Source organism: Sphingobacterium endophyticum (genome assembly GCF_009733535.1).
Classification (GTDB): domain Bacteria; phylum Bacteroidota; class Bacteroidia; order Sphingobacteriales; family Sphingobacteriaceae; genus Sphingobacterium; species Sphingobacterium endophyticum.
The window spans coordinates 101,212-126,351 of sequence record NZ_ML771899.1; the positions used below are offsets into that span (position 1 = coordinate 101,212).

General features: G+C 34.5%; 22 protein-coding genes. 19 read left to right on the forward strand and 3 right to left on the reverse strand.

Annotation, left to right across the window (positions count from 1 at the left end; translation table 11 throughout):
- Nucleotides 1-35: 35 nt before the first annotated feature.
- The 3 genes from E0Y80_RS00470 to E0Y80_RS00480 are packed head-to-tail and all read right to left on the reverse strand — an operon-like array spanning nucleotide 36 to nucleotide 6,125.
- On the reverse strand, nucleotides 36-1,562 hold the full coding sequence (locus E0Y80_RS00470; protein WP_156305366.1) for a TlpA family protein disulfide reductase: 1,527 nt from the start codon (nucleotides 1,560-1,562) through the stop codon (nucleotides 36-38).
- A gap of 26 nt (nucleotides 1,563-1,588) precedes the next feature.
- The gene (locus E0Y80_RS00475; protein WP_156305367.1) at nucleotides 1,589-2,965 is read right to left on the reverse strand and encodes a RagB/SusD family nutrient uptake outer membrane protein; all 1,377 of its coding nucleotides are present in this window, start codon (nucleotides 2,963-2,965) and stop codon (nucleotides 1,589-1,591) included.
- A 4-nt stretch (nucleotides 2,966-2,969) separates the two neighbouring features.
- A complete protein-coding gene (locus E0Y80_RS00480; protein ID WP_197091426.1) occupies nucleotides 2,970-6,125 on the reverse strand; it encodes a SusC/RagA family TonB-linked outer membrane protein in 3,156 nt (1,051 codons plus the stop codon).
- A gap of 1,033 nt (nucleotides 6,126-7,158) precedes the next feature.
- Here E0Y80_RS00480 and E0Y80_RS00485 point away from each other — a divergent pair.
- The 19 genes from E0Y80_RS00485 to E0Y80_RS00575 all read left to right on the forward strand — a co-directional run bounded on the left by E0Y80_RS00485 (nucleotide 7,159) and on the right by E0Y80_RS00575 (nucleotide 25,138).
- Complete coding sequence (locus E0Y80_RS00485; protein WP_156305369.1) at nucleotides 7,159-7,425, forward strand: transcriptional regulator; 267 nt, start codon at nucleotides 7,159-7,161, stop codon at nucleotides 7,423-7,425.
- A 312-nt stretch (nucleotides 7,426-7,737) separates the two neighbouring features.
- Entirely contained in the window at nucleotides 7,738-8,250 is a 513-nt protein-coding gene (locus E0Y80_RS00490; protein ID WP_156305370.1) for a helix-turn-helix domain-containing protein, read from the forward strand.
- 46 nt (nucleotides 8,251-8,296) lie between these two features.
- The gene (locus E0Y80_RS00495; RefSeq protein WP_156305371.1) at nucleotides 8,297-9,676 is read left to right on the forward strand and encodes a nucleotide sugar dehydrogenase; all 1,380 of its coding nucleotides are present in this window, start codon (nucleotides 8,297-8,299) and stop codon (nucleotides 9,674-9,676) included.
- A gap of 20 nt (nucleotides 9,677-9,696) precedes the next feature.
- Nucleotides 9,697-10,176, forward strand: a complete 480-nt coding sequence (locus E0Y80_RS00500; protein ID WP_156305372.1) for an adenylyltransferase/cytidyltransferase family protein — start codon at nucleotides 9,697-9,699, stop codon at nucleotides 10,174-10,176.
- Nucleotides 10,177-10,191: 15 nt separating this feature from the next.
- The gene (locus E0Y80_RS00505) at nucleotides 10,192-11,160 is read left to right on the forward strand and encodes an SDR family oxidoreductase (RefSeq protein WP_156305373.1); all 969 of its coding nucleotides are present in this window, start codon (nucleotides 10,192-10,194) and stop codon (nucleotides 11,158-11,160) included.
- A gap of 45 nt (nucleotides 11,161-11,205) precedes the next feature.
- Nucleotides 11,206-12,486, forward strand: coding sequence for a nucleotide sugar dehydrogenase (locus E0Y80_RS00510; RefSeq protein ID WP_156305374.1), 1,281 nt, complete (start codon nucleotides 11,206-11,208; stop codon nucleotides 12,484-12,486).
- A 16-nt stretch (nucleotides 12,487-12,502) separates the two neighbouring features.
- A complete protein-coding gene (locus E0Y80_RS00515; protein WP_156305375.1) occupies nucleotides 12,503-14,044 on the forward strand; it encodes an MATE family efflux transporter in 1,542 nt (513 codons plus the stop codon).
- Nucleotides 14,013-15,038, forward strand: coding sequence for a nitroreductase family protein (locus E0Y80_RS00520; RefSeq protein ID WP_156305376.1), 1,026 nt, complete (start codon nucleotides 14,013-14,015; stop codon nucleotides 15,036-15,038). Before E0Y80_RS00515 ends, E0Y80_RS00520 begins: the two co-directional genes overlap by 32 nt.
- Before the next feature lie 2 nt (nucleotides 15,039-15,040).
- Nucleotides 15,041-16,138, forward strand: coding sequence for a polysaccharide pyruvyl transferase family protein (locus tag E0Y80_RS00525; protein WP_156305377.1), 1,098 nt, complete (start codon nucleotides 15,041-15,043; stop codon nucleotides 16,136-16,138).
- Between the two features lie 4 nt (nucleotides 16,139-16,142).
- Entirely contained in the window at nucleotides 16,143-17,087 is a 945-nt protein-coding gene (locus E0Y80_RS00530) for a glycosyltransferase family 2 protein (protein WP_197091427.1), read from the forward strand.
- Between the two features lie 19 nt (nucleotides 17,088-17,106).
- On the forward strand, nucleotides 17,107-18,180 hold the full coding sequence (locus tag E0Y80_RS00535; RefSeq protein WP_156305379.1) for an EpsG family protein: 1,074 nt from the start codon (nucleotides 17,107-17,109) through the stop codon (nucleotides 18,178-18,180).
- Between the two features lie 12 nt (nucleotides 18,181-18,192).
- Nucleotides 18,193-19,110, forward strand: a complete 918-nt coding sequence (locus tag E0Y80_RS00540; protein WP_156305380.1) for a glycosyltransferase family 2 protein — start codon at nucleotides 18,193-18,195, stop codon at nucleotides 19,108-19,110.
- A complete protein-coding gene (locus tag E0Y80_RS00545) occupies nucleotides 19,100-19,666 on the forward strand; it encodes an acyltransferase (RefSeq protein WP_197091428.1) in 567 nt (188 codons plus the stop codon). The genes E0Y80_RS00540 and E0Y80_RS00545 overlap by 11 nt, the downstream gene beginning before the upstream one ends.
- A gap of 6 nt (nucleotides 19,667-19,672) precedes the next feature.
- Complete coding sequence (locus tag E0Y80_RS00550; protein WP_156305381.1) at nucleotides 19,673-20,776, forward strand: hypothetical protein; 1,104 nt, start codon at nucleotides 19,673-19,675, stop codon at nucleotides 20,774-20,776.
- Between the two features lie 38 nt (nucleotides 20,777-20,814).
- Nucleotides 20,815-21,936, forward strand: a complete 1,122-nt coding sequence (locus E0Y80_RS00555) for a glycosyltransferase family 4 protein (RefSeq protein WP_156305382.1) — start codon at nucleotides 20,815-20,817, stop codon at nucleotides 21,934-21,936.
- A 5-nt stretch (nucleotides 21,937-21,941) separates the two neighbouring features.
- The gene (locus E0Y80_RS00560) at nucleotides 21,942-22,844 is read left to right on the forward strand and encodes an NAD-dependent epimerase/dehydratase family protein (RefSeq protein ID WP_156305383.1); all 903 of its coding nucleotides are present in this window, start codon (nucleotides 21,942-21,944) and stop codon (nucleotides 22,842-22,844) included.
- 5 nt (nucleotides 22,845-22,849) lie between these two features.
- Nucleotides 22,850-23,812 carry an MraY family glycosyltransferase gene (locus E0Y80_RS00565; RefSeq protein ID WP_156305384.1) on the forward strand — a complete coding sequence of 321 codons (963 nt, stop codon included), beginning with the start codon at nucleotides 22,850-22,852 and terminating at the stop codon, nucleotides 23,810-23,812.
- 5 nt (nucleotides 23,813-23,817) lie between these two features.
- Nucleotides 23,818-24,255 carry a WxcM-like domain-containing protein gene (locus E0Y80_RS00570; RefSeq protein ID WP_156305385.1) on the forward strand — a complete coding sequence of 146 codons (438 nt, stop codon included), beginning with the start codon at nucleotides 23,818-23,820 and terminating at the stop codon, nucleotides 24,253-24,255.
- A gap of 124 nt (nucleotides 24,256-24,379) precedes the next feature.
- On the forward strand, nucleotides 24,380-25,138 hold the full coding sequence (locus E0Y80_RS00575) for a polysaccharide biosynthesis/export family protein (RefSeq protein WP_231595876.1): 759 nt from the start codon (nucleotides 24,380-24,382) through the stop codon (nucleotides 25,136-25,138).
- Nucleotides 25,139-25,140: the final 2 nt, after the last annotated feature.

Genomic DNA, 25,140 nt, shown 5'->3' on the forward strand with positions numbered 1-25,140 from the left:
TGAAGCTGTTTCTTTTGTCCCCTGAATATTTTCAGCTATTTATACTTGTCCAGGGCCTGTTGGACCATCCCCACAAATGCCTTTTCTTCCCCCGATTTGCGAACATCGGGCGGATTCATCGCCACTATCCGATTGTCTGCGTCCACGATGATCTGGGTGGGGTATGAATTGATCGAATAGTGCAGTATCATAGGATGGGAATCGCTTAGTTTTCCAAGCCATAGATTGGTATCCCCCTGGTGGGAATAATTTCCACTTTTCAGGGACCTTTTCCAGACATCTTCCTCATTGTCTATGCTGATGCTTACAAATACGACATTTGGGTTGTCCTTAAAATGAGCTTTTATCGGTTCCATACTTTTGCTCAAGTCGGCACATCCATGACAGCCGGTAAACCAGAAGTCATAGATGACCACCTTGCCCAGCAGATCCCTGTTGCTGACGGTCCTTCCATATTCGTTCGGGAGCTCATATTGAAAGAACTTGCTGCCCTCGGTGCTGCGATCCCGCTGTTGAACAATATAGTCCCGGAATTCCGGGGTCTGGATCTGTGAGGTCAGGATGGAATAAGTCTTCTGGTCAACGTACTTCCTGCTGGCACGGTCCAGGAATGCGGCAAAGGCAACCTCATCGTATAGCTGTCCCTTAAACCTTTTTTCAATGACGGCAAGGACCGGGGGCAGCTGAATAGCCATATTCCTTTCCACCAGATCCTGAGCTACCAGTAAATCGTATACCACTTTCATGTACAGGAAGGATGTATAGTCCGGAGCGCCGCCCGGGTATGCCAAAAGCGAAGTGTCCCTTTTCTGGCCCAGGTAATGTTCCAGATAATATTTACGGGCCATCAGCCGAAGTCCACCGCTTCCTCTCTCCACCTTTAATCCAAAATTCGCGATTTCCATGGCCCGTGCCTTGCCGATCTTATTGTACATGATAGCATCTGCAGTTTCCTTGGGGAGGTCGCTATAGTCTTCTTTTACTATTTTGCGGATCTGATTCTCCCAGCGGTCATAGAACTTCCGATGGTCGCTGAAAAATTTCAACGCCCTTTCACTTAGGTTAACCGTATCCTCCTCTAGACGATAGCTACGATAGAGTTCGATGCGTTGTTGGATATTTTTTTCATTAAGTTCAATGAGATCCATCTGGCACTTTATGGAACGACTGGAGCCTCTGCCCGGGGAAATCCCCTTTTGGGCTATACGGAGGTCCAGCGTATCGCTATTGCCCATTCGAATGTTGTGTAAGGTTATGGGGGAAAAAATTCTCGCCACATCGGGATCTTTGGAGCGGTTGGGTGAAATAAGCAGGTAGAAAACCCCTGGGGCCTCAGGGAAATCCATCTGAAACCTTCCATTCTCTACCTTGCATGTCCTGGGTATGCCAAGGGTAAATATTTTACCGATCTGTGCCTGGGTGGTCGCATACATCAGCTCAATGGAGTCTATTTGAAGGGCGGGGTCAACGGTACCCTTAAAGACGGCCTGTGCCCTGGTTTGCAGGATTGGGCCAACTGTCAGCACGAAAAGTGCCAGATAAAAAAAGATGTAGTTTTTCATGACTTTCTGTTTTTGGTTCAATGTGTTTATCGTTCGTTTTGAGTGATTCCGCTACGGTTAATTTCATCCTGGGGGATGTTAAAGACATATCTTTTTGAATTGGGCTCGAGGGTATATTCCGTACCCCCGAGCATCCGGGTCAGTATTATCCCGGCACCCTGTTTATTCAGCCTCTTGATATCGTCCCATCTCAGGGCCCTCCATACCAGTTCCTTCCTTCGCTCGGTCAGCACCGCGCCAAGGGCCCGGTCCGCCTCGGTAAAGGTCACCTGGGCATAGGTTCCCGTGCGGAACCGCTTGCCAAGCAGCTTGTTGAATAGGTCGGAGGCCGCCGCCAGCTCTCCCCTGCGTACCAGGCATTCCATCTTTGTCAGCATCACCTCGTCGACCGCCAGTCCATTAAAAGGAGCCAGCCCCGAACCATTGTAGCCCCTTTTCATGATGTACCTGCCTTCAGCGTACTTTTTGAAGTAGACCTGTAACCGCAGATCGTTGCTGTCATACAGGGCTAGAAGATTGGTGTCCAGAAATACGGTACTATTCTGATTGAGCTGATCCGTGTTGTTATAGCGGTTGGTACTGCCGTACATGATCAGTTCCTCGTTGACAAGTGAGAAAGGCGTGTTGGATTCCCCGGAGATGGTGTTATAGTCGATAAGTCTGTCATACCTGTTCAGTACGCTGTCCGAAAACAGTTCGGCATTCCCATAGTCGCCCCGATAGAGATAGATCCTGGATAATTGCGCATAGACGGCCAGTCTGGTCGCCCGGTTGCGCTGGGGTACGGGAACTTGGTGAATCAGATAGCGAAGCGCTTCATCCAGGTCATGGAAAATGGCTTGGTAGCATTCCTCCACGGTAGCTCTTTGTTGAAGGTAATCGATTGAAGGATCGGTCCTTAGGGGAATGCCCAGATCGGTTTTTTGGGTTGTGGCATCGTATGGGACAGAGAAGTTCTTCAGCAGGTCGAAATTTGCCTTAGCACGGTGAAAAAGGGCCTGCCCATAGGCGTCCGCCATCAGGGTTCCCCCATCGGGAGTACCGATGGCTTTCTGTATTTTCTCGATAATGCTATTGGCATAGAATATACTCCTGTACGGGCCGTTCCAGTCCTCAATATTGACCTCGCCTCCATAGACATCGGCATCCCAAATGTAGGAGCTGCGCTCTACAGCCGTCCTGGAGGAGGTCCAATCGGACCTGGTGGGGATAAAATATTCATCGGCAGCCAAATGTGGCAGGACTGAGGCCTGTCCCACTTCATTGAAATTATCCAACAAGCGTTGAAAGTCCTCTTCATTGCTTGGAACGATAATATTGCTGTTGGGCCTTTCCTCCAGAAACTCCGATGAACAGGAGGCAAGGAAAAGTAGGGCAATCAGGTATAATGTTAATCTTTCCATAATTTTAATAATTAAATTTTATTCCCAGGGATAGCCCCAAAGGGCTTGGATAACCGGAGAGCACCTCCGGATCCAGGTTCATGTCATTGCTTTTCCAGATAATTCCAAGATTATCAGCAAACAGGAAGAATTGAAGACTGGAGGTCCTTTGTCTTGAAAAAGGCTGCATCGTGTAGGAAAACCTGACATCCTGAAGTCGAACCAAGCTCGCACTGTAGGCCAGGGTAGTGGAACGTTGGTAGAACTCTTCCCTATTTATGTCCAGTGGATAGATGAATTTAGGGACATTGGTGAACTGCTCATCACCCTGTTTTTTCCAGCGGTCGGGATAGTTGTCAAAACGATAATTTCCTGCGATCAATTGCGTGGAATTCAGGGAATTGGTCTTTCGCAGGAAATTTCCAAACTTGTACAGGATCTGAAACGACAATTCAAATCCTTTATAGGCCATTGTATTTCCGAGACTTCCGAAATGGGTGGGCACCCTGGACCCCACGATCTGAATGCTCTCCCTGTCGAATCCGTTCAAGATAGCACCGTAGTCACTCGAAGGCTTTCCCTGAAGGTATCCCAAGGGGTCCCCCTGGGAATTAAGCCCAGAAGATCGGTATAGGGTCAAAGCATTGATCGGAGCCCCCACCAGTGGGACTATGTCAAATGCAGTCACGATATCGGTATTGGTTGAAGGCAGTTTATAGTAGTCGTCAACTCTGTCCTTTACGATATTTAGGATCAGATCTGTCCGGAGGGTTAATTCCTTCCTTCGCATCCATTCAATCCATAACTGCAGATCTATTCCCCTTGTGGTAGTGCTCGCAACATTACCATAGAATTCACTTATTCCTGTTTGTGGGGCAATGGGGCTATTTCCCATCAGGTCTTTCCCTTTTTTGATAAAATATTCAAAAGAACCTCCCATAAGGCCTTTAAAGATCTCGAAATCCACCCCCAGGTTGGTGTTGGATACCCGTTCCCATCTCAAGGTACTGTTGGGCGGATTGATAATGACATCTGAAGGGCTCCCCCAAAGGTTCATGTTCTGATAGAGTCTGGAGGTCAGGTATGCAGTGGTGTTCTTGTCGACATTTCCATTGTAACCGTAGGTCATCCTTAACTTCAGCCTGTCAATCGGCTCCCAGGGTATTAGGTGATGGAAGGAATACGAAGAGCCCACCGACCATAGCGGCACGCCTTTCTGATTTGCAGCGACCCCAAAGATATTTGAGGCATCCTTCCTGATACTTCCGGTCAGGGTAAGGTTGTCTTTGTAGGAATAGGAAAACAGCCCAAACCAGGACCGGTTATTGTCAACCTGCCTACGTCTAGAGGCGTACCGTTGGATCTTGCTATAGTCGGCATTATGATAAATGGGGAAGTAACTGAAGATATCTACCTCCTGGAAATTTTCCAGATCGGGGTTGTATCCATATAGGTAACCGGGACTGTCGAAAAGCAACCGGTCCTGTCTCCATTCCGTCCCCAATAGGCCGCTGAGCCTATGGTCTGCACTGAATGTTTCGTTCCACTCGAGCTGAGCCCTTGCGTATCTGGAATCCAATTTCGTCGTATTGCGGTCAAGGATATCACCATAGGGAAGGGGCCTGCTCAGGATTCCGGTGGCAGGATCGATACTGGTAAATTGATTCACGCGATCCCTTACGAAAAATGAATTCTTATCGTAGTGCTGGATATTATCCGTCCAGTTCCTAGAGGAGAGAAAGTTCAACTTCAGGGAAATCGATCGGTACAGCCTGCCGGCAAGTCCCAGATCATACCGCAATTGTTGATCGCTGCTGGTAAAATCGTTCCACCGATTGTTTAATTCTTCCAAGGGGCGGTATTTCCAGTCCAATAGAAGACCATTTGCGACCGTATCGGTATACGATCTGCGAAGGCTTCCTGCGCCCGATGCTTCCACCGGCTGCCCATCCTTGCCTATAAACCGGCCATAGGGATAGCGTGGCGTATACCCGGCTGCGTTGCCATTGTTGTGCCTGTTTCCGGTATACCAAATATTTAGGTCCACATTTACCCGATCGTTCAATCCTGTCCATTGGCTTGATGTGCGTAGGTTAAATCTTTGCTGATCCACCGATACTCTTTCGCCTAGGGATTTGTCATATCCGACACCGATCACGTTGCTGAACTGGGATGAGGCGGAGGAAATACCCAAATATTGCTGGCTTTCCAACTTGTTCCTGAAAAAATATTTCCCGTAATCTTCCCTACTGTCGATCTTGCCGTATTCCGAGAGTTTTCTATCGGCCTGTTCAGCCGATAATTTACCTGTACGTACCTGGTCCAGTACCTCCACCACAGCAGATATATCTTCATATCGTGTATTGATTGTTTTGTCATAATATCCCTGTTGGAACAGGTATTTTTCTACATCGATGAAATCTTCTGATGACATCTGGGGCTGATAGAAAAGATCGGGTTTGCTGGCGGTTGAAAAAGTAGAGGAAAACTCGGCCCGAAAATGGTCCTTTGCCTTCTTGGTGGTGACCACAATGACTCCGTTTGCTGAGCGTACTCCCCAGATCGAGGCTGCCGTTGCATCTTTTAACACCGTGACGCTTTCAATGTCATTGGGATTGATGTTTTCCAGATTTCCCTCGTAAGGAAAATTATCGACCACGATCAAAGGCCTTGTGCTGGAAAAGATCGTGCTTCGACCCCGAACGCTGATTCCATCCGAATTTCCTGTGTTTCTGTCTATGAGAAGTCCATTGGCTACTCCATTCAATCTTGATAAAAGCGCCATGCCAGTATTGCGTTGGAGGGTTTTGGAATCTACGTAAGTAAAGCTCCCTGTGGCCCTTTCTTTGGGGATTTTCTGGTATCCGGTACTGACCACTTCAACTTCCTCGATTTGATTATCTTTAGGATTCAAAGCAATCTCTAGGATTTTATTAGGTGAGGTGATAGTTAAGATAGTATCGTTATATCCTAAATGGGATATTGAAAGTTTATTCGTTGAGAATAGTCCACTAATAGAGAATTTACCTTCCTTATCGCTTTTAGTGGTTAACTCTCCTAGCTTAAGTGTTGCACCGATCAAGGTCCTATTGGTTTGAGAATCCCGAACTGTTCCAGTAATAGTAAATTTCCCATTTGCCCCATGAAGGGGCTCCTGGGCTACTAACTGATTATTAAACAAACTGAAACATATTGTAAAGATTATTATTGGGATAATTCGTATAAAAACAATAGTATCCTTTTGAAGACACCTACGGACATCGGACGATTTCCTAGATATCAAAAGGTTCAGAGGGCCTTTTTGATTTACTTGTTGCATTGGTTAAATAGTTATATGAAGATTTAGACAATCCAAAAAGATGTACATACTTCATATGTGAACATTTCTTCCATAACAGCTCTTTGTTGAATATTTGGTTTATAAATGGCTTGATTGGAGCTAATTAGGAAAATAATTAACATATACCAGCCCCTTCCCAGATCGAATTGACCTGCAAACTATCTCCGGTACACTTGACAGTATGGAAAAATTAGCCTAGATTTAAATTGTCGAGAAGTAAACCGTTCTGCTAACCTTAACATAGGCAAAATGGACCTTGTCATTTGTTTTAAGAAGGTGGCTGGTGGAACAGGAAAGCTAGAGGGATTTGGCCTGAAACTGCGATTCTAAGGGCCCTTTTGCCTCCAGCTATGTTGACAGATAATTATTCTGGATTTCGAATAATGTTCTTTGTCAGTTGTTTGCGAGAAAACATACGCGAACGATGTTGAATCATTTGACGTGGGGAATTCGTGGTGGTTTTAAATCGTATCATACTGTTTATTTTGGTTATGATAACGATGGAACTCAATGAAGTTTAGAAAACTAATTGGACTTAAAATACCAATAGGGCGAATCCCAAAGCTTCGATAGTGGTGCCGCTAAGTACCCCCATGACTGAAGTCATGGTTCCCCGAAGACTGACAAGGGAATCGCCCTACTGGACATTTATTTTTGTAAAAATAAAAAAATCCAATAGAAAGCGAACCCAAGGTCACAACTCATAGGGAAATATTTAGCGGCTTCCTAATATGAGTGACATCGTATTAATAGAGATTTCCTCTATTCTAGTTGTCGCTGTATGTTAATTAATACAAAGATAATAATAAAAATTAAACTATTCGCTAAAGCGAACAGTTTTTTTTTAAAAAAAAATAATTCGTCGCCTTAAATTATGACAAAATCAACATCCATAATTAGATTAAATAAAAATCTATGCCTATTTATAAAAAATAAATTCTTTAATCCTTTTAAAATAAATGGAAAAGAAACAAGTTTGAACAAATATGCTAAAGCATGTAATTTATCGTCATCCACCATTTCTAAAATAAATGATTCAGAAGGATATAATATTCCGGTATCAACGATTTATTTGATTCTTGAATTTGAAAAAATTGATTTGGCTGATTTTTTCGCAGAGTTTGCAGTCCAAACTAAATGAATAGAAAGATTATAGATTTGTTTGTTTCATAAAAAAGTCCCTCGATCAATAATTTGTCCTTGAAAATAGTCTGTATTTTTTTTCTTTATGGGATTTTGGTACTCTTTCGGACTTGAAATATGTGTTTGTTTATTAAATCTCATATCATTAAAAAAACTTAATACTATTCTTTTAAAGTAACTTGAATTATCTTTTTAAAACAAAAAAGGCAATATTAGTTTGACTAAGTTTTAATATTTATTCACGGTATTGTTTTAATAGTTTTTGAAGTTAAAATTTTAATGAGTACTTTTGTTGCTCACTTTCAAAAGTATGTTGGATTCATTGATTACGTCCAAGACCCGATTAAAACTGTTGATCAAGTTTTTTGTAAACTCGACAAATAAAGGATATTTACGTGGTATTGCGGAAGAATTCAATGAGTCGACAAATTCGATTCGCAAAGAACTGAACCAGCTTTCAGATGCGGGTTATCTCAATAAATCTCAAGAAAACAATAAAATTTACTACCGAGCGAATATAAGGCATCCTCTGTTTAAGAGTTTGCAGGGGTTGGTCCGTACGTTTTTGGGCATCGACCAGGCAATCGACCATGTGCTCGAACGTACAGGCGATGTAGAGCAAGTATCGTTGGTAGGAGACTATGCGAATGGGATTGATTCAGGGATAATTGAAATTCTTGTTAGCGGTCGGGATCTCGATTCGGCATATTTATTGCAGATAAGCGGCAAAACCGAGAAGTTACTGGGGAAGAAGATTAAGATTTACCTAGAGAAACCTGAGGAAGTGAATCAACAGATTATTTTGTATCAAAAAGAGAATTAAAAAGTTGTAAATTGGTAGATTGCCAATTTTACTCGGTGGACCAAAAATGGAAATCAAAAAGATTGCATGTATAGGAGCAGGATATGTTGGGGGGCCAACTATGTCCGTTATTGCCCAGAAAAACCCGCATATACAAGTGACGGTCGTTGATTTAAATGAGTCAAGGATTGAGGCTTGGAATTCATCCGATTTAGAGGAATTACCGGTCTATGAACCTGGTTTGGATGCTGTTGTCGCGGAGGCTAGAGGCCGCAACTTATTTTTTACCACAGAAGTAGAGAAAGCCATAGAGGAAGCCGATATGGTCTTTATTTCGGTCAACACTCCCACAAAAACATACGGAAAAGGCAAGGGTCAGGCAGCTGACCTGAAATTTATAGAACTTTGCGCCAGGCAGATTGCTGATGTTGCAACAAGTTCTAAAATTATTGTCGAGAAATCAACCATTCCTGTACGTACTGCTGCAACAATTAAAAGTATATTGGACCATACCGGAAAAGGCGTTCAATTCCATGTTTTGTCGAACCCTGAATTTTTAGCCGAAGGAACGGCAATTCCTGATTTACAGAATCCCGACCGTATCCTTATCGGCGGAGAAGATGAGGCGGCAATCCAATCATTGAAATCTATATATGAGGCTTGGGTGCCTTCAGAGCGGATTATCAGCACCAATCTTTGGTCTTCAGAATTGTCCAAATTGGTGGCAAATGCCTTTCTAGCACAACGCGTATCTTCAATCAACTCGATTTCGGAATTGTGTGAGGTTACGGGGGCCAATGTAGATGAGGTGGCTCATGCGATTGGACAGGACACCAGGATTGGCTCCAAATTTTTAAAGGCCTCTGTAGGATTTGGTGGTTCCTGCTTTCAAAAGGATCTTCTAAACCTGGTCTATATTGCTCGTTCTTATAATCTGATTGAGGTTGCTAATTATTGGGAGCAGGTTATCCTAATCAATGACCATCAGAAGACAAGATTTGCGGAAAAGATCATCCGATCGATGTATAATACTGTAAATGGCAAGAAAATTGCTTTCCTCGGATGGGCTTTTAAGAAAAACACAAATGACACCCGTGAATCAGCCGCCATTTATGTAGCTGACCATTTATTGGATGAACAAGCAAATATTGCTGTCTATGATCCCAAAGTTCAGGAAAATCAAATTTTCAAGGATTTGGATTATCTGGCAAGCCGCAGTTCTGAAGAAAATAGATCTTTGTTAAAGGTCGTAAATTACTCTTATGAAGCTGCAAAAGATGCACATGGGCTTGCTATTCTTACTGAATGGGACGAGTTTAAGGATCTGGATTGGAAAAGAATCAAAGATTCCATGAAAAAGCCAGCTTTTGTATTTGACGGAAGGAAGTTGTTGGATAGGAGAAAGTTGGAAGGATTAGGATTTGTGTATTATGCAATTGGTGAATAAAATATAACGATTAACCTTATATGAAAGATAAAATTAAAGAAGATGCTAAACATCAGGATTATAATCCAGGGCCACGTGTAGGTATCACTTTTTCAACTTTTGACCTATTACATGCCGGACATATTATGATGTTGGCGGAAGCAAAGCGTCAATGTGATTATTTAATCTGTGGCTTGCAGATGGATCCTACCTTGGACCGTCCCGAGAAAAATGCACCAACACAAACAGTGGTGGAACGTTACATTCAACTTAGGGGTTGTGTTTCCGTAGATGAGATTGTTCCATATTCAACTGAGCAAGATTTGGAGGATATCTTAAGATCTTTTAAACTGGATGTTAGGATTGTTGGTGATGAATACAAAGATAGGGATTTTACCGGTAGAAAATATTGTGAAGATAAAGGTATTGAACTTTATTTTAATAGTAGAGATCACCGTTTTTCAAGTTCCGGGTTAAGGAAGATTGTGGCGGATAAGGAGAATCAAAAGAATAATAAATAGCTAACAACATAATAAATGAGTAAAATATTAATTACTGGCGGAGCTGGTTTTATCGGTTCGAATCTTACGGAATATTTTTTAGGAAAAGGTCATCAAGTTGTTGTATTGGATAATTTTGCTACTGGACATAGACATAATCTGGTTCAACATGAGGGTAACACAAATTTTGAATTAATTGAAGGTGATATCCGTAATACAGCTGATTGTGAAAAAGCAGTCACAGGAGTTGATTATGTTTTACATCAAGCTGCGTTAGGGTCAGTACCTAGATCAATTAAGGATCCCCAAACCTCAAATGAAGTTAATGTTTCTGGTTTTTTAAATATGCTCGTTGCTGCTAGAGATGCAAAAGTTAAAAGATTTATTTATGCTGCATCATCTTCAACATATGGAGATTCGGAGGCACTTCCTAAAGTGGAAGACAAAATTGGAAAGCCACTTTCTCCATATGCCATAACAAAATATGTTAATGAATTATATGCTGAAATATTTTCTAAAACATATGGAATAGAAACTATTGGATTACGATATTTTAATGTATTTGGTAGACGCCAAGATCCAGATGGTTCTTACGCAGCTGTTATCCCATTATTTGTTAAGAAATTTATGAATCATGAAAACCCAGTAATTAATGGAACAGGCGATTACTCTAGAGATTTTACCTATATCGACAATGTGATACAAATGAATGAAAGAGCAATGCTGACTGATAATCCTGAAGCCGTTAATACAGTTTACAATACAGCGGTAGGTGACCGAACCACCTTGAATCAATTAGTGGGTTACTTAAAAGAATTTTTAACTGAATTTGATTCAGAAATAGCGAATGTAGAGGTGATTCATGGTCCTAATAGGCAGGGAGATATTCCTCATTCATTGGCATCTATTGAAAAAGCTAAACATCTTTTAGGATATGAACCAAGTCATGTTATCAAAGATGGATTAAAAGAAGCAACAATTTGGTATTGGAACAATTTAAAATAAATTTTATAGGTGATAAATACGTTACTGGATTATAAAATAAGATTAATGAAAAAAATAGTTATAATAGGTTTGGGGTATGTAGGATTACCATTAGCGAGATTATTTGCTACAAAATATCCCGTAATAGGATTTGATATCAATCAGAAAAGGATTGAAGAACTAAAATTAGGAAAAGATTCAACACTTGAAGTAGACGATGAAATTCTTCAGAATGTTTTAGTTAAAGAGAATCCTCTCAAGAATCAAGTTATTGGTCTTTATTGTTCCAACCAAATTTCAGATATCGAAGATGCAAATTTTTATATAGTAACTGTTCCAACACCAGTGGACAAGAACAATAGGCCTGATTTAACGCCATTATACAAAGCTTCTGAAACTGTTGGTAAGGTGTTGAAGAAGGGAGATATTGTAGTCTATGAATCTACAGTCTACCCTGGAGTAACAGAAGAAGAATGTATCCCAGTTTTAGAAAGAGTGTCTGGCTTAAAATTTAATGTCGATTTTTTTGCGGGGTATTCACCAGAGAGAATAAATCCAGGAGATAAACAACATACTGTTGAGAAAATCTTGAAGGTAACATCAGGTTCAACTCCAGAAATAGGAAAAGAAGTTGATGATGTATATAAGTCAGTTATTACTGCTGGTACTCATTTAGCACCAGCTATAAAAGTTGCTGAGGCAGCTAAAGTAATTGAAAATTCACAACGTGATATTAACATTGCTTTTGTTAATGAACTGGCTAAAATTTTTAATATTCTTGAAATAGATACCCATGCAGTGCTTGAGGCCGCAGGAACAAAATGGAATTTCTTACCCTTCAAACCGGGATTAGTAGGCGGTCATTGTATAGGTGTAGACCCTTATTATTTAGCTCAAAAAGCTCAAGAACATGGATATCATCCTGAAATTATTCTGGCTGGTCGTCGTTTAAATGATTCTATGGGAGAATATGTGGCATCTCAGGTAGTAAAAACTATGATAAAAAAAGGAATTAATGTTAATGGTGCGGAAGCTTTAATGTTAGGAGTAACATTTAAAGAGAATTGTCCTGATGTTAGAAATACAAAAATCGTGGATGTTATTACTGCTTTGGAAGACTATGGAGTTAAAGTTACAACTTTTGACCCTTGGGCTAATCCTATTGAGGTAAAGCACGAATATGGGATTGAAAGTTTAAATGAAATTCCAGAAAAATTGTTTGATGTAATTGTTCTTGGAGTGTCTCACAAGGAATTTGAAGTAATAAATCTGGAATTATTAGAAAAAGACAAATGTGTTATTTATGATGTAAAAGGGGTTTTACAAAAATCAGATAAAAAACTTTAAAATAGCAACATAGTTCATGTCTACTTCAAAAAAAATAGTAAAAAATACCTTCCTTCTCTATGTAAGAATGTTTTTGATAATGGGAGTTTCACTCTATACTTCAAGAATAGTTTTAATTGAGTTAGGTGTGAATGATTTTGGAATTTATAGTTTAGTAGGGGGAATTGTTTCCATGCTGGGTTTTTTCAACGCTTCCATGTCAGCAGCAACACAAAGATATTTGTCTTATGACATTGGAGTAGGCAATGAAGAAAAATTAAAAAAAACTTTTAGTTCGGCTCTAACTATTCATATTATTATTGCCATACTATTATTGATTTTAGCAGAGACTTTAGGATTGTGGTATATTCATAATAGAATGATTTTTCCTATCGAAAGGGTTAATGCAGTTAGTATTTTATACCAATTTTCAATATTTACATTTCTTTTAGGTATAATTCAAGTTCCATATAATTCCTTGATATTGGCTAGGGAAAAAATGAATGTTTTTGCATATATGTCAATATTCGAAATAATGTTAAAGTTGATAATAGTTTTTTTACTTAATTCTTTCGGTAATGATAAATTAGTTACTTATTCAATTTTGACTTTTATAGTAGCTTTAATAATTCGAGTTTTTTACCAAATCTATTGTAGACTCAATTTTAAAGAGAGTAAGTTTTCTTTAATTTTTGATAAGGATTATATTAAAGAACTTCTTGAATATTCCGGATGGAATTTATTTGGGAGCCTAGCAGCTGTTTCACGAGTACAAGGAAATAACATAGTCTTAAATCTGTTTTTTGGAACAACGATTAATGCTGCTTATGGAATAATGATGCAGGTGCAATCTGCAATTCTAATGTTTGTAAGTAACTTTCAATTAGCTCTTAATCCGCAAATAATTCAAAATTATGCGAGTCAAAATTTTGAAAAATCTTCGAATTTGGTTATGAGGGGAGCTAAGTTTTCATTTTTTTTAATGATGATGATCATAGTTCCTATATGTTTTAGTATGAATTTTATCTTGGAAAAATGGTTGAAAGAGTTTCCTTCTAATACAATAGTTTTTGTTCAATTGGCCTTAATTGGTATATTAATAGATTCAATTTCTGGTCCGTTGATGACAATAGTTCAGGCCACTGGAAAAATTAAAGTATATCAAATAATAATTGGAACTATTCTTATATTAAATCTACCTGTCAATTTTTTACTGCTTAATATTATTCAAGACCCTTCAATTATATTTATTTCAATTATCCTGTTTAATTTTTTGGCTCTTTTTACTAGGATGCTCTTTTTAAAAAATATTCCTGGTTTTGACGTTAAGAAATTTCTAAGGGATTATTTATTAAAAATGGGTTTTGTTTTTTTTACATTAATTTTAATTGTATTATTTCTCTACAAAAAAACGGGCACTTCGGAAAATTGGATGGAGTTAATCCTAAATACTAGTGGAATAATTTTGCTCTCATTAATTTTGATATGGTCGCTTGGACTGAAAAAAGAAGAACGTTTTTTTTTAAAAAACATATTTTATAATTTTTATGAAAAATATAATAAAAAAAATCCTAGGTGAAAACCTATTTAATAAGCTAGTGAAAATTTATTTATGGGTTAGAAATTTATTAGGATTAATCCATAATTTTTTAATAGACTTTATATTTTATTTTAAGTATTCAACAGTATTTTCTAGAAGAAATTTTAATAAAATTGAATCTCAAATAATTCTTGATTATCATTCTGTTGAAAAAGGATTGTTATTTTATAGGAAAAAGGTGAGGTTTGCTAAAAACAGAATAATTTCTTTGAATCGAAATTTGAACAAGGATATTGTAAAGAATAACTCTTTCAAAAGTCAAATACAAGTCGCCTACAAAATTATGTGTGAATATTACGAATTTCATTTAAGTGAAGGTGTTGATATCCAAAATTATTTTAATGAAAGGCAATACTCATATTATAAGAGTGTTTTAGGTGAGCGATATGATTCTAAGTTTTCAGGAGCAATTGAATACTCGAAAGATGATTTCTATTTAAAAAATTCAAGTGATTTTTATGATTTTTCCTTTTCTAGACGAAGTGTGAGAAGTTTTACAGGTAAATTAATTCCTGTTTCGAAAATTTCAGAAGCAATTAAATTAGCAGGTAATTCTCCGTCCGTCTGTAATAGACAAGCATCCAAGGTTTATCTTGTCCAAGATAAAGATAAAATTGAAAAGATGCTTAAAATTCAAGGGGGATTTACAGGTTATTCAGATAATGTTGGTCAACTTTTAATTCTTACCACTGATCGTAATTATTTTTATACAGTGGGGGAAAGAAATCAGTTTTATATTGATGGAGGAATATTTTTAATGAACTTGTTGTATTCTTTACATTTTTATAAGATTGGTAACTGCCCTGCAAATTGGGGAAAAACGATTGTAGATGAAAAAAAATTTAATGAACTTATTAAAATTAGTCCATCAGAAAAAATAATATGTTTAATACCAATTGGTGAGATTACTGATGAGTTCAAGATTTGTTTATCCGAAAGAAGAGAAATTGAAGAATATTTTATAATTGATTAAAAATGAAAAAAGTAGGTTTACTTACAATGCCATTAATAGATAACTATGGCGGAATAATTCAAATAGCGGCATTATACAGTGTAATTAAAAATTTAGGTCATGAACCAATTTTAATTGATAAAAAATATAATCTATCTAATTCAAAGGTTTTATTAAAAAAAGTATTGTCAAATAATCCGTTTTATAAATTATTTGATTATAATAATCATACTCAACGAAAGAGAAATCTTGGAAAAATAGATAAATTTATTTCAGAATATTTCTTAAATAAAACACATGAAATATTTAATGAATTTGATTTGGTGAATGAATGTAAAAACATGGATACTCTAGTGGTTGGAAGTGATCAAGTCTGGAGATATAAATATGTTAATCGCGATCTAGATGTGTATTTTTTGTCTTTTGCAAAAGATAATCAGAGAAGAATATCCTACGCAGCTTCTTTTGGTGTTGATTTTTGGGAAGGTAATGAAGAATCAAAGAAAAATGTAATAAAGTTGTTAAATAAGTTTGATGCCATCTCAGTTAGGGAGAAGGAAGGGATAGAGCTTTTGATTTCAGATTTTTCAGTCGATAATGGGATTCAAGTTTTAGATCCAACTTTATTACCAAAAAGAAGTTTCTATGACGAAATTATTGAATCGGAGAATCATTTAAAAAAAATTAATTTGTTTAATTATGTATTAGATTTAACTGAACCGAAATCTAAATTCATTGAGAATTTTGCAAAATCTATTAATTTAGATGTTGATATGATCCATTTAGAAGAGGATGTGAAAAAAAGTAATACTAAACCATCAATTTCTGAATGGTTGTATCATTTTAAAAATTCAGAATTTGTAATAACTGACTCTTTTCATGGTACTGTTTTCTCAATTATCTATAATAAACAATTTATATCTATTGCAAATAAAAATAGAGGAGTTTCCAGATTTGCTTCCTTATTAAAGCAACTTGGTCTTGAGGATAGATTAATTTTTGAAGACTCTATTTTTTCTATAAATGAATTAAAAGACAAAAAGATAGACTATGATTTAGTCAACAAAAGACTTGAAAGTCTTAGAGAAAAATCAATTGAATTTTTAAGAGAAAATGTTTAACGAAATGAAATTGACCGTTATCATAGCTCTTTATAATACTGAGGAATATATCGCTAGGTGCATTCAATCGGTTCTTGATTCTGATTTGCGTAAGGATGAATATGAAATTATTGTCATTAATGACGGATCTACTGATAAAGGAGCAAAAATTGTGGAATCATTAATGATTAATAATGGAAACCTAAGATTGATTAATAAACCAAATGGTGGACAAAGTTCGGCGAGAAATTTGGGTATTAATCACTCGAAAGGTGACTATATTTTTTGTTTAGATTCCGATGATTACGTTGATTCAAATTTATTTTCAAAAGCATTAGATGTCGCAGTTAAAAATGATTTGGACTTATATCCAATTAAATTTATCAAAGTGTCTGAAAATGGTGAAGAATTAAAGGTTAAAGATACTTATAGAACTTTTAATAGAACAATGAATGGGCCTGAATTCCTGAAAGAATTTACGATTTCAGGAGCTATGGCTCGATATTTTTACAAAAGCAAAATTATTAAAGAGAATAATTTAAAATTATTAGAAGGGATTTATCATGAAGACGAGGAATTTGTGACTAGATTTTTAACATATGTATCAAGGGTTAAGTATGATGGATTACCAGTTTATTTTTATTTGATCAGATCTTCTTCTACAATGAATAATAAAAATATTAAACATAGGGAGAAGTTAATTAAGGATTTAATTAAAGTTGTTGATAGTCTGTCAAATTTAATATTAGAAAATTGTAAAAATGAGGGTATAGTTGTGGGGGTTGGACGGAAAAAACAACAGATTCTTTTATCAATAATGTTGAAACTGAGAAATTCACATTTTAGTAATCACTTTAAGAAGGAAATGTACAACGAATTAAAAGTTAAGAACTATTATCCTTTAAAACTTAATAATCTTAGTGTCAAGCAAAAAATAGTTGGGATTTTGTTTAATTGGAATTTATTGTAATATTATTAATTGAAAATAAGTGGGTGAGATTGAATTAAACTTTTTAAAAGAATTATATCTTACAATCCTAGTAGCATTAATGTTAATGTTCGTTGTAGGGTTCAACGTATATGTTAACAAATTCAAGAGATGTCAATTCATCAAATATACATTAACCTATACGTTAGCATTTTTTATTGCTCTTATGTTTGGTTTTCGCGATGTTGAAGTCGGAGTTGATACTAAAACCTATAAATATTTATACGAGTATGTTTTTTCACCAATGTCTAATTTTGAATTTCGTAAAGATATTTTATGGGATTCAATAAATTTTCTCTTTTCTAGATTTACCGACGATATTACCTATCTTTTTGTGTTGGTTTCATTTGGATATTTATTTCTTCCTCTATTTGGAGTTCAAAAAGTTTTAAAAGAAAATGTAATTTATTTCTTTCTATTCTTTTTAATAAGCCCCAATTTTTTTCTTTATGGTGCTAATGGTATAAGAAATGGACTTGCTGCATCATTGTTTATTTTTTCTTTTAAATATTTTAAAAATTATAAGCAATTTCTACTATTAATAATTTCAGCATTGATACATGCTTCAATGATAATCCCAGCAACATTTCTCTTATTATCTAAATATATAAAAAATATAAAAATTGTTTATTTTGTTTGGGTTGTATTGCTAATTCTATCTGCTCTAGGTGTGGATTTTTTAAGAATGGTTCCATTAGGTTTAGATCGTTTAGGAAATTATGTTGAAGGTTCAAATGAGTTAGAGACAAGTAAGATATTTAATGTTCCTGTTAACTTTCTGGTTTATAGTATATCACCAATTGTTATTAGTTTTTATTTTATTGTTATTAAAAAAGTTTATGACGAATTTTTTTACTCAATATCAATAACCTATTTGTTGTCAAGTTGTATCTATATAGCTGCATTTCACGCTAATTTTGCTGTAAGATTTGCATACCTTTCAGAATTTTTAATGCCTCTTGTAATAATTTATCCACTATTTAGATTTAAATCGATCAAGTATGTCGAGATATATACTTCATTATTTCTTTTAGTAGTCTTCTTAATTAAGTCTTATAAAATTCTTTCAGTTTAATATTTTAATACAATGATTTTTACAATTTTTACTCCAGCCTATAATAGAGCAAACACATTAACACAGCTTTATAATAGTTTAAAAGTTCAAACTATTAATGATTTTGAATGGGTTGTGGTAGATGATGGGAGTACTGATAAGACTGAAGAAATAGTTAATAGTTTTATTATAGAAGGTGTTCTAAATATAAAATATATAAAGCAAAATAATGGGGGGAAACATAGAGCCATAAATAAAGGTTTGGATGTTGCAAAGGGAGAATTATTTTTTATAGTAGATAGTGATGATTACTTGTTGCCAAATAGTTTGGAGATTATTCTGAAGTATTATTCTGATATAAAAGGTGATGCGGCATATATTGGAGTTACTGGATTCAGAGGGTTTGAAAATGGACAAGTTATTGGAGGCAAATTTTTCCCAAATCAAATTACAGATTCTAATTTAATTGAACGGAGAGAAAAATACAAAGTAACGGCTGATTTAGCACATGTGTTAAAGACAGAATTATTTAGAAAATTTTATTTTCCAGATATAAATGGAGAAAAGTTTGTAGCAGAATCAATTGTTTGGAATAGAATGTCAATTGAATATAAAATGAGATATTTTAATGAAATTATATATATAGGTGAGTATCTTGAAGGTGGATTATCAAGCAATAGCATTAAAAATAGACAAAAAAATTCTCAATATTCTACCTTATTATATAAAGAATTAGTATATAATCCTAATACTAAATTGCGACTTAAGATAAAATCACTAATTAATTATTGGAGATTTGCATTTTGTAGACCCACTAGTTTGGAAAACAAATTTTCATTTATAGAAGTAAATTTCTTATCAATAATTACTATGCCAATTGGTTATTTGTATTACTTAAAAGACTGTTGGAATAATACTATTAAGGTTCAAAAAATTAATAATGAGAGGTAATGATATTTTTAAATTAGCAAAGCCAATGTTAAGAGGGTTTGCTTTCGTGTTTAGTTTATTCCCCAATTTCTTAATACTATTTTTATGGGACTGTATTTCGAATCATGGAGGTAAAATTTTTATTGCATTTAGGTACATACTTTTAAAAGCTATATGTAAAGAAGTTGGAGATAATGTATATGTGGGGAAATATGTTGTAATAAAGAACCACAAAAATATAGAAATTGGGAATAACGTTAGTATTCATGATTATTGTTATTTAGAAGGAGCAGGTAATCTTTTCATTGGAAATAATGTCTCAATCGCCCATAATTGTTCAATTTTAACGGCTAATCATACTTGGTATAATTCAAATATTCCAATCAAATATAATCCAGAGACTTTTCAGCCTGTGATTATTAAATCCGATGTTTGGATTGGCTGTGGTGTTAGAATCTTGGCCGGGGTAACTATAAACTCCAGAAGTATTGCTGCCGCGGGTGCTGTTGTTAATAAAGATATTGAAACTGGAACAATAGTTGGTGGTATTCCTTGTAAAGTGTTAAAAAATATATAAATTACTATGAAAAAAATTATTATATGTTGCATTCTTTTCTTATTCATTTTTAATGGATTTGCTCAAGAAAAATTCAAATATTCGAATAAATTAAATCCAATAAAAGTTAGTATTTCAAATCAAATTAAAGGAATCAATTTTATTGATGCAACAACATATCTACCTAAGAATTTTAAATCAGATGGGACGGTAGATTATACACACTTTTTGCAGAAGGCAATTAATGAAAATAAGAACATCTTAATGCCAGATTTTAAGGTTTTAATAAATGATAATGGGTTAAAAATACCAAGTGATAGAAACTTATATTTTAGGACTTCATCTCAATTAATTCTTAAGGGAACAACAAAAGAGAAGTATGCGATTTTATCAATAGAAAATTCAAATAATATTTCAATTATTAATCCACATTTGGTAGGAGATCGTAAAGTGCATTTGGGCAAATCTGGTGAATGGGGTATGGGAATTAACGTATTATCCGCAAACAATGTTAAAATATTTAATCCAAATATATCAAATTGTTGGGGCGATGGGATTTATATAAATAGGTTGCCAGGTCAAAGAAATTCATCGGAAATTTTTGTTCAGGGAGGTATGATTGACAATAATAGAAGAAATGCTATCTCAATTATCAGTGGCTCAAATATTTCGATTTATGATATTTTATTGTCAAATCAAAATGGGACAGCACCTGAGGGGGGATTAGTTATTGAACCAAATAATAACAATGACATATTACAAGAAATAAGTCTAATAAATATAAATACTTTAAATAATAATGAGATGGGGATAGGTATAGTTTTGACTAAATTGATTGGCCCGAATCAAAAACAAGTAAGTATTAAAATAAACAATCACAAAGATTTTCAATCGAGTCAAAGTATATTACTAGCAGGATTAAGAAGTTCTTATAAATCCAATTTTAAAAGGATTAATGGTACAATAAAAATTTCTAATTCTTCTTGGAATGGAAGAAATGGAATTGGTAGATTCGGTAGTAATTTTTATTATATGCCTAGTGTAGAATTAAATGATATAAAATCAACAAATTCATCAATTAATTCATTTAAAAACGACCTAATAAAACGGAAAATCAAGGTTAATAATTAATTTTTTAAATATTACTATTATTTAAGGCATATTTTTTAATGAAGAAATTATTGATAGTCACGAACGTAGATTGGTTCTTGATTTCACATAGATTAGTTTTGGCAATAGCTGCAGTTAAATCTGGGTGGAATGTATATGTTGCTTGCGAAGATACTGGTCGCGGAGGCGAAATAGAGACAGAAGGAGTAAAATTTATTAACTTTCCTCTCTCTCGTTCAGGTACTAATCCAATTGAAGAGTTTAATTTATACAAACGATTTGTTGAGCTTTATAAAACTGTTAAACCTGATGTTGTTCACCAAATTACTATTAAACCTGTTGTTTATGGTTCATTGGCAGCTCAAAAAGTTGGTATTAATGGTATTGTAAATGCTATAAGTGGAATGGGATATATGTTTACTGCAGGAAGAATTGGTCTTATGCAAAAAATTATTTTGTTTTTAATGAGAAAAGGAGCTAATAAAAGCAATGTATCGTTTATTTTTCAGAATAATGAAGATAAAAATGTATTATTGAACCATAATGTTTTAGATAAGTGTAATTCAATAAATATAATAAAAGGATCTGGAATCGATTTACAAAAATTTGCTTTTACACCTCAGCATTTCTCAGGGCGTATTAAAGTATTATTTGCAAGTAGAATGCTGTGGGATAAAGGAGTTAGGGAATTAAGGGAGGCAACAGAATATCTTAAAGATAAGTATAGAAATAAAATTCAATTTATTTTAATAGGTAAGGCTGATGATGAAAATAGAACTTCTGTCAGTGCAGATTATTTAAAAAGTTGGTCAGACGGGGATTATATTTTATGGAAAGGACATGTAGAAAATGTTTTAGATGAATATAAAAATTCCAATATAGTAGTCCTTCCTTCATATCGTGAAGGTTTACCAAAAAATTTAATTGAAGCTTGTGCAATTGGTAGGCCAATTGTTACTACAAATGCAATTGGATGTAAGGATTGTGTTGATGAAGGACTAAATGGTTATAAAGTTCCAATAAAAAATGGATTAGCATTGGCAGAGGCTATTGAGAAACTTATAAATAATCCTGATGATATGGTGGAAATGGGGAAAGAGGCTAGAATAAAAGCAGAAAATGAATTTGATATTAATCATGTTATTAACAATCATTTAAGAATTTATAATTCATTACTATAAAATAAATGAAGATAACTATAACTGGCATGTCAGGATTTGTAGGTCATAATCTTCATGCTTATTTAAGAAATAATAATTATATAGTTAAAAATCTGAATGTTAGGGAGAATGATTGGTCTAAATCATTTCCGCTTGATTCCAATGCTTTGATACATCTTGCTGGTAAAGCTCATGATACATCCAATTTTTCTGAAGCAAGTGAATATTTTAAAGTTAACCGTGATTTAACTATTGAATTATTTGATAAATTTATTAACTCTTCAGTTAGGGATTTCTTTTATTTCAGTTCAGTAAAAGCTGTTGCTGATACAATTGATTATGATTTAATTGAAAATGTAATAGGGAATCCGCAAACACCATATGGAAGGTCTAAACTTGAGGCTGAAAAGTATTTATTGTCAAAAGAATTACCGGAAGGTAAGCGGCTATTTGTAATCCGTCCTTGTATGATTCATGGTCCAGGTAATAAGGGTAATTTAAATTTACTGTTTAATATTGTTAAGAAAGGTATTCCTTGGCCATTAGGAGCCTTTGAAAATCAACGTTCATTTTTAGGGATTGATAATTTATGTTATTTAATCAAAGCTATGTTAGAGAATGTTGAGATCGAATCGGGTGTTTATAATTTCGCTGACGATAAATCAATATCTACAAATACTTTAGTGTCTTTAATTTCTATTACATTAAACAAGAAATCAAGAATTCTTAGAATTAACAAGAGAATAATTCAAGGTTTAGTGAAGATTGGAGATAAAATTTCTCTTCCTCTAAATTCAGAAAGATTAAAGAAGTTAACTGAGTCATATGTTGTCTCCAATCAAAAAATTAAGGATGCCTTGGATATTACAGATTTACCAAATACTGTTGAGGAGGGGATAATAAAAACTGTTACATCCTTTAACAGATAAAAATTATGGAATATATTGTTTTATTTACTATTTTATTAAGTGTTGAGGTATTATATTTTAAAGTTGCTGAGAAATATGGTATTATAGATAAACCAAATCAGAGATCTTCACATAATACACTTACTTTAAGAGGCGGAGGAATAATATTTTATTTTGGAGCGCTAGCTTACTTTATATATTCCGGATATCAATATCCTTGGTTTTTCTTGGGTTTAACTTTAATGACCTTAGTATCCTTTTTAGACGATGTATTATCCTTATCTAATAAAATTAGGTTATTGGTTCACTTTGGTTCTGTATTATTAATGGTCTATCAATTAAATATCTTCTCATTACCTTGGTATTATCTAATATTAACCTTTATCGTTGTAGTTGGTGGGATAAATGCTTATAATTTTATGGACGGTATTAATGGTATGACCGCAATATATAGTTTATCTGTTGGCAGTTTACTACTGATAGTAAATTTTAGAATCAATTTTATTGATCAAAAATTGATTTCTTATTTATTGATTGGAATCTTGGTGTTTACCTTTTTTAACTTTCGAACTAAAGCAAAAACCTTTGCTGGAGATGTTGGCGCCGTTTCTATAGCATATATTCTATTGTTTTGTTTAGGTGCATTAATAATTAAAACAGGTAACCTAATCTATATTTTATTTTTAACCATTTATGGTATTGATACTGTTTGGACTATTTTAAGGAGGCTTAAGTTCAAGGAAAATATTTTTGAAGCGCATAGATCCCATTTGTATCAATTTTTAGGGAATGAGGGTGGATTTAATAAATTGTTGATTTCATTTTTCTATGGTTTTTTTCAATTTGTAATAGGAATGCTAGTAATTTTTGTAACTAAATATGATGTTTTTATTCAAATAATTTTTGCATTTATCCTATTGTTTGTAATAAGTGTAGTATATTTAATATTAAAAAATTCTATTATTAAACGATTTGTTTTAAAAGACTAGAGAAGATGTTTAAGTTTATTCAAGGGGGAATTGCAAAGGATCAAAGAGGACAAATTCGCTTTGTCAATGATTTTGATATGAAAGAGGTTAAAAGATTTTATATTATAAAAAATTCAGATTTAGAGTTAGTTCGTGGTTGGAGGGCTCATCGGATAGAACAACGATGGTTTTATGTTCTTTCAGGATGTTTTAGTTTAGGTATTGTGAAAATCGATGATTGGAATAATACTAGCAGAGACCTAGAAATTGAAGAAATTATTTTAGATTCTAATCAGAATAGCCTGATTCATGTACCATCAGGATATGGGACAGCATTCAAAGCATTGACTCCTAATAGTGAACTGTTAGTGTTTGCGGATCATTATATTGATCATGCAGATTTAGACGATTATACTTTCAGTCTAGAGTTTTTTACAAATTATCAAGAGAAATTTAAAGAATAGACATTTAGACTTATATTAAAATACTATAAAATTAGAATTTTAGGAATAATCCACTATTTTTGTGGATTCGTACTAATTTGGATTAGTTTTTGTTTCGTCTGATCAAATAATAATAATGTATTATATGAGAATACTTCTCTCCTGTATTGTTGCTATGAGTTTGCTTAGCTCATGTGCTTCTAGAAAAGATCTGGTTTATTTTCAACCTGATTCAACTCAATTGAACACCTCTTATGAGTTAAATGCTCCTAAATTACAAGCAGGAGATATATTAGCAATTTCAGTGACTGCTGACGATGTGCGAGCAACAGAACCTTTTAATCAAATATCACCTTACAATAACACAGGAACATTGCAAAATACAAATCCATTTATTCCAACCTATGCGATTGATGTAAATGGTGATATTGAATTTCCAAAAATTGGGAAGATTAAATTAGCTGGTAAAACAAGAACTCAAGCAATGAATTATTTAAAGACTGAAATTTCTCGTTACATTGTAAATCCAGGAATTAGTATGGAAATTAGAAATTTTAAAGTTACCGTTTTGGGGGAAGTTAGAAATCCTGGGTCTTATCCTATTAATAATGATAGAATAACATTGCTAGAAGCTATTGGATTAGCTGGTGATTTAACTATTAATGGTGTTCGGAATAATGTGATGGTAATCAGAGAGGAAAATGGTAAAAAGGAAGAGTTTAGAGTTGATTTAACGAAAAAAGATGCTCTTAATTCTCCAGCGTATTACTTGGCACAGAATGATGTAATATATGTTGAACCAAATGGAGCTAAGATTCAATCTTCAAAGTATACTCAAAATACTTCAATTTTTGTTTCTATCGCTAGTTTAATCATTACGATTGTTGCTGTTGTCGTACGCTAATT

What these genes read in the sequence shown, in the direction of transcription:
- E0Y80_RS00545 (WP_197091428.1), top strand. Translation starts at nt 19,100, where the DNA reads ATGAGAGGTAATGATATTTTTAAATTAGCAAAGCCAATGTTAAGAGGG.
- E0Y80_RS00490 (WP_156305370.1), top strand. Translation starts at nt 7,738, where the DNA reads ATGTTGGATTCATTGATTACGTCCAAGACCCGATTAAAACTGTTGATC.
- E0Y80_RS00575 (WP_231595876.1), top strand. Translation starts at nt 24,380, where the DNA reads ATGAGAATACTTCTCTCCTGTATTGTTGCTATGAGTTTGCTTAGCTCA.
- E0Y80_RS00495 (WP_156305371.1), top strand. Translation starts at nt 8,297, where the DNA reads ATGGAAATCAAAAAGATTGCATGTATAGGAGCAGGATATGTTGGGGGG.
- E0Y80_RS00570 (WP_156305385.1), top strand. Translation starts at nt 23,818, where the DNA reads ATGTTTAAGTTTATTCAAGGGGGAATTGCAAAGGATCAAAGAGGACAA.
- E0Y80_RS00540 (WP_156305380.1), top strand. Translation starts at nt 18,193, where the DNA reads ATGATTTTTACAATTTTTACTCCAGCCTATAATAGAGCAAACACATTA.
- E0Y80_RS00530 (WP_197091427.1), top strand. Translation starts at nt 16,143, where the DNA reads ATGAAATTGACCGTTATCATAGCTCTTTATAATACTGAGGAATATATC.
- E0Y80_RS00515 (WP_156305375.1), top strand. Translation starts at nt 12,503, where the DNA reads ATGTCTACTTCAAAAAAAATAGTAAAAAATACCTTCCTTCTCTATGTA.
- E0Y80_RS00475 (WP_156305367.1), bottom strand. Translation starts at nt 2,965, where the DNA reads ATGGAAAGATTAACATTATACCTGATTGCCCTACTTTTCCTTGCCTCC.
- E0Y80_RS00500 (WP_156305372.1), top strand. Translation starts at nt 9,697, where the DNA reads ATGAAAGATAAAATTAAAGAAGATGCTAAACATCAGGATTATAATCCA.
- E0Y80_RS00550 (WP_156305381.1), top strand. Translation starts at nt 19,673, where the DNA reads ATGAAAAAAATTATTATATGTTGCATTCTTTTCTTATTCATTTTTAAT.
- E0Y80_RS00520 (WP_156305376.1), top strand. Translation starts at nt 14,013, where the DNA reads ATGAAAAATATAATAAAAAAAATCCTAGGTGAAAACCTATTTAATAAG.
- E0Y80_RS00560 (WP_156305383.1), top strand. Translation starts at nt 21,942, where the DNA reads ATGAAGATAACTATAACTGGCATGTCAGGATTTGTAGGTCATAATCTT.
- E0Y80_RS00510 (WP_156305374.1), top strand. Translation starts at nt 11,206, where the DNA reads ATGAAAAAAATAGTTATAATAGGTTTGGGGTATGTAGGATTACCATTA.
- E0Y80_RS00485 (WP_156305369.1), top strand. Translation starts at nt 7,159, where the DNA reads ATGACAAAATCAACATCCATAATTAGATTAAATAAAAATCTATGCCTA.
- E0Y80_RS00525 (WP_156305377.1), top strand. Translation starts at nt 15,041, where the DNA reads ATGAAAAAAGTAGGTTTACTTACAATGCCATTAATAGATAACTATGGC.
- E0Y80_RS00505 (WP_156305373.1), top strand. Translation starts at nt 10,192, where the DNA reads ATGAGTAAAATATTAATTACTGGCGGAGCTGGTTTTATCGGTTCGAAT.
- E0Y80_RS00555 (WP_156305382.1), top strand. Translation starts at nt 20,815, where the DNA reads ATGAAGAAATTATTGATAGTCACGAACGTAGATTGGTTCTTGATTTCA.
- E0Y80_RS00470 (WP_156305366.1), bottom strand. Translation starts at nt 1,562, where the DNA reads ATGAAAAACTACATCTTTTTTTATCTGGCACTTTTCGTGCTGACAGTT.
- E0Y80_RS00565 (WP_156305384.1), top strand. Translation starts at nt 22,850, where the DNA reads ATGGAATATATTGTTTTATTTACTATTTTATTAAGTGTTGAGGTATTA.